A 5453-nucleotide genomic window follows, 5' to 3' on the forward strand; every position below is an offset into this window, starting at 1 on the left:
CTGACGGTCTGGGCCATGCCACCAGACTTTCAGAGCAGCGCCCCCTTGTGAATCCTACGTCTGTGTCAGTGCACTAGCGGCATGCCTGCCACGCTGAGGATGAGCAGGGCGCGCCTAGCGGTTTGACGAACTGAAGGCTGAGCGACGGCTAGGCGGTCAGACGCCTCAAGGTGTGAACAACCTCCATGAGGTCGTAGGGCTTATCCAGGAAGGCTGTGGGCGGGCCCAGAGAGCGGAGGCGGCTCATCAGGTTCTCCGCATAGCCGGACACCACCAGCACCGGGATCTCCGGCTGCCGGCGGCGGGCGTGCTCGACCAAGGCGATGCCATCGAGGGATCCCGGCATGCGGACGTCGGTGAACAGCACATCGAAGCTGTCGGGCCCGTTGAGGAGCCGGGTGGCTTCCTCGCCATTCCAAGCCTCGGTTACCTCGAAGCCATTCTCTTGGAGAAACTCCCCCGTGATCAGGCGGATCAGGCCCTCGTCCTCCGCGAGTAGAACCCGCACCGCCCTCATCTGCTCTACCCACCGGTTTGCGGTTCTAATTTCCTGCCGCGTGGGGATAACCGCGTCACAAGGCCTACGTTGCTGCGAATGCCTATCAATTTGACAACGTACTCTGGAGAGCAGTTGTCCTGAGATCAGGTAAGGCAGCGGGCATGGTCGTAAGGGGCGCGACCCCATGGGGACCAACTTGCCGAGCCCGCCTCCAGGCTCTCCCGCGCGCCGATGCCGAAACTATTCTCTAGCTGGAGGAGTCGCGTCCACAGCTTCTTTGTTCACGTAAGAAGGAGGGAGTCGCCCCGTGTCCAATCAGGCGACCAGACCAGGGGTTTGCGGTAGGGGCGTAATTCGCGATCTGTTTACCCGTGCGCTCCATCGGCTGGCAGGAACCCGCGCGCCGCTCCTTCTTGCTCCAGAGCGCGCACACGCTGCTCCAGCTTCCTGATCTCGGACGCAGGCGCATAGGCTGCTGCGGCAGCAGAAGACCTGCGCAGCGCGTGCGCCATCCGGGTGCGCCATTCGGCAAAGTCGAGGGTGTCGGTTGCGGCCATGTCGCCATGGTGACCGCCTCGTGCGCGCCCCCGCTTCAACCTGTGTGAACGCGGACGGCTTGATCTGGATCAACCTCTAGCCGTGCAGGGCGCACTGGCAGAAAAGGCAAAGCAGCGTGCGTGGTCGTAAGGGGGGCGACCCCATGGGGACCAACTTGCCGAGTTTAGCCCTGGGGCTAGCTGACCCGAGCTGCTAGCTTGGCGATCTCGGCGTCGATCACAGTAGCAAGCTGGGCGCGGATCGCGACGGCGTTGACGACGTCTCCTTGGATCGGCGCCTCGGTGAGTATGGTGGAAAGCTGCTCCCGCAGCAATCGCAGCATTTCACCCTGGTCAGAAAGGTACTCAGGCCGAGAGAGCATCGTTTCCAGCGCCTGCGCAACTGCTTCGTGCAGCTGAGAGGGCCTTGGCTGGTTCCACGCGTCTGGCATGCTTGGTCTCTCTTGAATTGAACGAGCGGAAGGCGGACAATTAACGGAGGTTAAAAACATTCCGGAGTGAAATTCCTATCTGTTCAGCGCACCTTGCGAGCGTCTGAAGGTGACTGACATAGCCAGAACGGTTTAGGCGAATCCTTTAAAAATGATTGGGATGAAGCATGGAAGCCGAATCTGAGCAGCAGGATCCATCCAGGAATGGCTCGGTTGATGACAGCCTGGAGCAAGTTATCAACACAGCGAAGTATCTAGCCGATTTTGCACGTAATCAGCATTTGGATGAGGCTGACGCTTTGCTCACGGAGATCCTTATCATTCTTTTTGCTGGCCGAAACAGGACGTTCCAGTAGGCAGCAGTGCTTCTCACGAAAACGTCTGACTTTCCCCCATTCGATCTTGATCGATCAGGCCGCGAGCGGCTGACGCGCAATCACGGCAGAAAAGTTCAGCGTGAGGAGGAGTTGGCCGTGCTTGTCGGTGACCTCCATCCGCCAGGGGGCGCCTGCCAGAAGATCCAATCCTGCCTCCTGAAGGAGTCGCCCGGCTGTCTTGATCGCCTCGGTGTAGGCATCGTTGAGGCTTGGCAGGTCAGTTCCCGTGTGATCAGGGAGGAAGATGCCGTCGTGGAGATCGAAGAAGAAGCGGGACATGGCTGATTTCCCGAGCGACGTGTCGGCGAGAGTGCTGGCCTCTCAGTTGCCCGCGCCGGCGGATCGCTGCGAGCAATGGCCCGATTTAAATTCAAAACCAACCCCACTAGAGCTAAAGCAGATTAAGGTGCGAAGCAGGCATCATCTCTGTGATCTCGCCTGACGGGAACGTGCGCCGCCGGCGGACAACTTGCCAGTCAATCGCTGTGCTGGGCTTTACCGTACCGAAGAGCTTGAAGGCGGTGCCGCATAAGGGTTGGGGACGATAAGTCCGAAACTCTCTCGCCCCTTGCCCTCCACCCCCCTACAGCCACGCGCGAGGGTGGCGGCTCCGCCCTGTGACAACGCCTGGAGCCGCCGCGTGGAGCTAGTGGCCGGGTAGCCTTGCCGCAACAGCATCCGCCTCAGCTTGCACCCCCGACCCGGACGGCGCCGTTCTGCGTCCGGTCTGGCGTGGCGGCTTGGCCCACGATGGCGTGCATCTCGCGCAACAGGGCAGCACCCTTTACGGTGCGCTGGATGTGCACGGAACGGCGGTCTTTTGGATCCGCTTTGCGGCGGGCAAAATCAAACTCCTCCAAGCGGTCAACTGAGCGGGTGATCGCGGGCTTGGAGACATTGAGCGCCGCGGCCAGGCCGCGCACCGTATGCGGTCCCTCGTAGAGGTAAACAGTCAGAAAGACGCTGAACTGCCGTGCGGTCAGGTCCGGACCATCACGCCGCACAAGCGCGCAGATGGTGTCCTTCAGAAGGTTGACGAACTGGTCGGGTGTGCCTTGCACCGGCATTCGAGGGTCCTGTTCTCGGGGCTGCTCTCATCAGCGTCGTGCCAGGCCGTTGGTGGCCCCCGTCTCGATGAAGGGCAGCAAAAAGGCCGGCCGCCTGAGCGTCCGGCCTGTGTTGCGTTGGGGATGGTGGGTTGAAGCGACCCACCATCGAGCGGGGTTCAGGCCGACAGGTTCGCCCCATCGCGGCGGCGCTTGACCAGGCCCATGCCGAGCAGACCCATGCCGAAGAGGGCGAGGGAGGCGGGCTCGGGCACGGCGACGATCTGGGCGGAAGCGTTCAGCGAGGCGCCGGCGCCGGTGAAGGTGGCGGTGATCACCACCGTCTCGGAGAACAGCGAGCCGTCCAGGGTCGGGTTGGCCAGCAGGGCGCCGGAGGCGTTGGTCGGGCCGTTGGTGTAGGTGCGGCTGGCCAGCAGCTGCGAGGTGCTGAAGGCGGTGTTGTTGGCATCGACGTAGCTGGCGATGGTGACGTTGCTCACCGCGCTGCCGTTGATCAGGAAGTTGGCGGTGAAGCTGCTGGCCAGGGCGGCGAGCGGCGCACCGGCCGAGCTGCTGTCGAGGCCGGTCTGCGTCACCTCGAAGGTGATGGTGTGGGTGCCCGTGAAGCTCGCAAGGCTGCTGATGCTGGTGGTCTGCACGTCGAGCGCCGGCTGGGCGACCTGGGGGAAGCCGAGCGTGAGGGCGCTGAGGAAGCTGAAGTTGCTGGTGCTGCTGCTGACGAAGAGGGTGCCGGTGGTGGAGGTGACGGCGGAGCCGGTGATCAGGTTGCCGTCCTCGAAGATGCGGGCGGACAGATCGGGGGCGGCCTGGGCCTGGGTGGCGGCGCCGATGGCCAGGAGGGCGGTGGCGGCGAGGAGAAGCTTACGCATGGGGGGCGGCGGTCCTTGGGGGCGAGTGTCGGACGCATCGTTGCGCCCTTGCGAACCGTAATGGCAACATGCGTGCCAGGAAGAAAATATATTCATATCCGAGCATTAGTAGACGAGTTCAGCATACAGATGCCGATATGTAATATTCCTCGACATCGCAACGATCGGGCACAGGTCCTGACCCGCGAGATCGACGACCTCCGCAGCCGGTTCTGCCCGTTACGGCACCTCCCCTGAACCGGTCTCGGCTACGTCTCAAAATTGTTCCGAACGGCTGCAGCTTGGTGTCAGAGTAGCTCTTTACGTTAGGCGACCGCGCGCATGCTTACTGCGACCAAGAGAGAGAATAAGGAATTCGATCATCCTGGCGAGCATCACGGTGAGTAGCGCTTTGCTGGCTGCAATCACCCTGGTGCAGTTCCTGTTGAACTAACTCAGCGACACAGCTTCGCCGGTGTCGAGCCACGCATCGATGGCAGCCACAACCAAAGGAAGGTGCCAGGCTTCCCGCCAGGTTCCAGCTTCACAGCCGGGAAACCCCGCAAGAAAGAACCAGTGTCGCGTCGCGCTCGCGTTCGATCGAACATCTGCACCCCTGTACTCATAACAGGGACCGCCTCGGTCGGACTTGTCAGTCAGCACGACCAGATCTGCACGCTGCGGTGCGGTAGTGACCACCGCAGTCTCAGCGGACCACCAGAAGTACGATTTACGCTCGGCAACCAGCATCTACGCCCTCGTTCGGAACAGTAATCAGCCAACATCACAGAATCGTGAGCAACTTAGGAGTGGGCGATAGATCTGCGCAAGGGGACTTTTGCGGCTCGAAAGAGCCAGTGTTCCCTCCGCGCTTGCTTTTGGCACCCCTGCCACAGACGGCTAGCTTGGCCCCTCGCAAAAGCGACGATGCAGCGGCGGGCAGAATCAGAGCGCATCAGCCCTGGCTACATGCTGTTGAGGCTACGCGGGCTCGATGTTGGAGGCCGGTGGTAGCTCCGCCGCTTTGCGCCTCTTCACTCCCTCCTCCCCAGCCTCATCCAGTATCATCACGCCGGCACGCTCCAACGCCGAGCGAATGGCGCTTAAGATTGCTGGCCGTGGCGAAGCTTTCTCCTGCTCGAAATTGCGAACCGTGTTGACCCCGACGCTTGCCGCCTTGGCCAGTTCGTCCTGAGACCAGTTGAGGAGCGCGCGGGCTGCTCGACAGACAGTTCTACCTAAACCGAAGCCAAAAAAGGCGGAGTGCGAGAGCCTAGCGCAGTGGACAGATGTTAGGTGGTGGCTGGCATACCCCCTGTTCCGACCGGACACTGGGCGCAGTCGCGAGGGTTTAGGCCTACGCCTGAGCATACGCCTATGCCGAACGCCCCCCCGGTGTGGAAATCATCACTGACTGCGAGCGCTGACGCCGCTAAAGTGCCGCCAGCTGGTTGAGGAAACCCTCTGGTCAAGTCCGGTTAGCCGTGGTCACCTCTACTAGGGTTCCTCTGCGCAAGGCAAAACTTGCACGCCACCGGGTGCTGAAATCCGACGCGAACCTCTTCCGTCAGGCGTGTTTCCTTACACTTGTTTACGTGTTGAACGAACGGCTCCTGCGCTCCACGGTTGATCGAGACACCCCGCAAGCGGACGGTATCCGCAGATGGGGTGCAT

8 protein-coding genes are annotated in these 5453 nt (G+C 61.7%); 1 reads left to right on the plus strand and 7 read right to left on the minus strand.

The window, feature by feature from the left end:
* Positions 1 to 148: 148 nt before the first annotated feature.
* The 3 genes from ACFFIC_RS17110 to ACFFIC_RS17120 form a co-directional block, all read right to left on the minus strand.
* Entirely contained in the window at positions 149 to 517 is a 369-nt protein-coding gene (locus ACFFIC_RS17110; protein WP_377052509.1) for a response regulator, read from the minus strand.
* Between the two features lie 347 nt (positions 518 to 864).
* The gene (locus tag ACFFIC_RS17115) at positions 865 to 1056 is read right to left on the minus strand and encodes a hypothetical protein (protein WP_377052511.1); all 192 of its coding nucleotides are present in this window, start codon (positions 1054 to 1056) and stop codon (positions 865 to 867) included.
* 176 nt (positions 1057 to 1232) lie between these two features.
* Positions 1233 to 1487 carry a hypothetical protein gene (locus ACFFIC_RS17120; RefSeq protein WP_377052513.1) on the minus strand — a complete coding sequence of 85 codons (255 nt, stop codon included), beginning with the start codon at positions 1485 to 1487 and terminating at the stop codon, positions 1233 to 1235.
* A gap of 167 nt (positions 1488 to 1654) precedes the next feature.
* Here ACFFIC_RS17120 and ACFFIC_RS17125 point away from each other — a divergent pair, with 167 nt between their 5' ends.
* Positions 1655 to 1843 carry a hypothetical protein gene (locus tag ACFFIC_RS17125; RefSeq protein ID WP_377052515.1) on the plus strand — a complete coding sequence of 63 codons (189 nt, stop codon included), beginning with the start codon at positions 1655 to 1657 and terminating at the stop codon, positions 1841 to 1843.
* 54 nt (positions 1844 to 1897) lie between these two features.
* Here the strand turns inward: ACFFIC_RS17125 and ACFFIC_RS17130 are convergent, their stop codons facing one another.
* From ACFFIC_RS17130 to ACFFIC_RS17145, 4 genes are all read right to left on the minus strand, one after another.
* Positions 1898 to 2143: a DUF6894 family protein gene (locus tag ACFFIC_RS17130; RefSeq protein ID WP_377052517.1), complete on the minus strand. Its 246-nt coding sequence runs from the start codon at positions 2141 to 2143 to the stop codon at positions 1898 to 1900.
* Between the two features lie 404 nt (positions 2144 to 2547).
* Positions 2548 to 2931: a MarR family transcriptional regulator gene (locus ACFFIC_RS17135; RefSeq protein WP_377052519.1), complete on the minus strand. Its 384-nt coding sequence runs from the start codon at positions 2929 to 2931 to the stop codon at positions 2548 to 2550.
* Positions 2932 to 3089: 158 nt separating this feature from the next.
* On the minus strand, positions 3090 to 3800 hold the full coding sequence (locus ACFFIC_RS17140) for a PEP-CTERM sorting domain-containing protein (protein WP_377052521.1): 711 nt from the start codon (positions 3798 to 3800) through the stop codon (positions 3090 to 3092).
* Positions 3801 to 4760: 960 nt separating this feature from the next.
* Positions 4761 to 5150 carry a helix-turn-helix domain-containing protein gene (locus ACFFIC_RS17145; RefSeq protein WP_377052523.1) on the minus strand — a complete coding sequence of 130 codons (390 nt, stop codon included), beginning with the start codon at positions 5148 to 5150 and terminating at the stop codon, positions 4761 to 4763.
* Positions 5151 to 5453 lie beyond the last annotated feature (303 nt).

It is taken from the genome of Muricoccus vinaceus (assembly GCF_042433125.1).
GTDB classification, from domain to species: Bacteria; Pseudomonadota; Alphaproteobacteria; order Acetobacterales; family Acetobacteraceae; genus Roseomonas; species Roseomonas vinacea.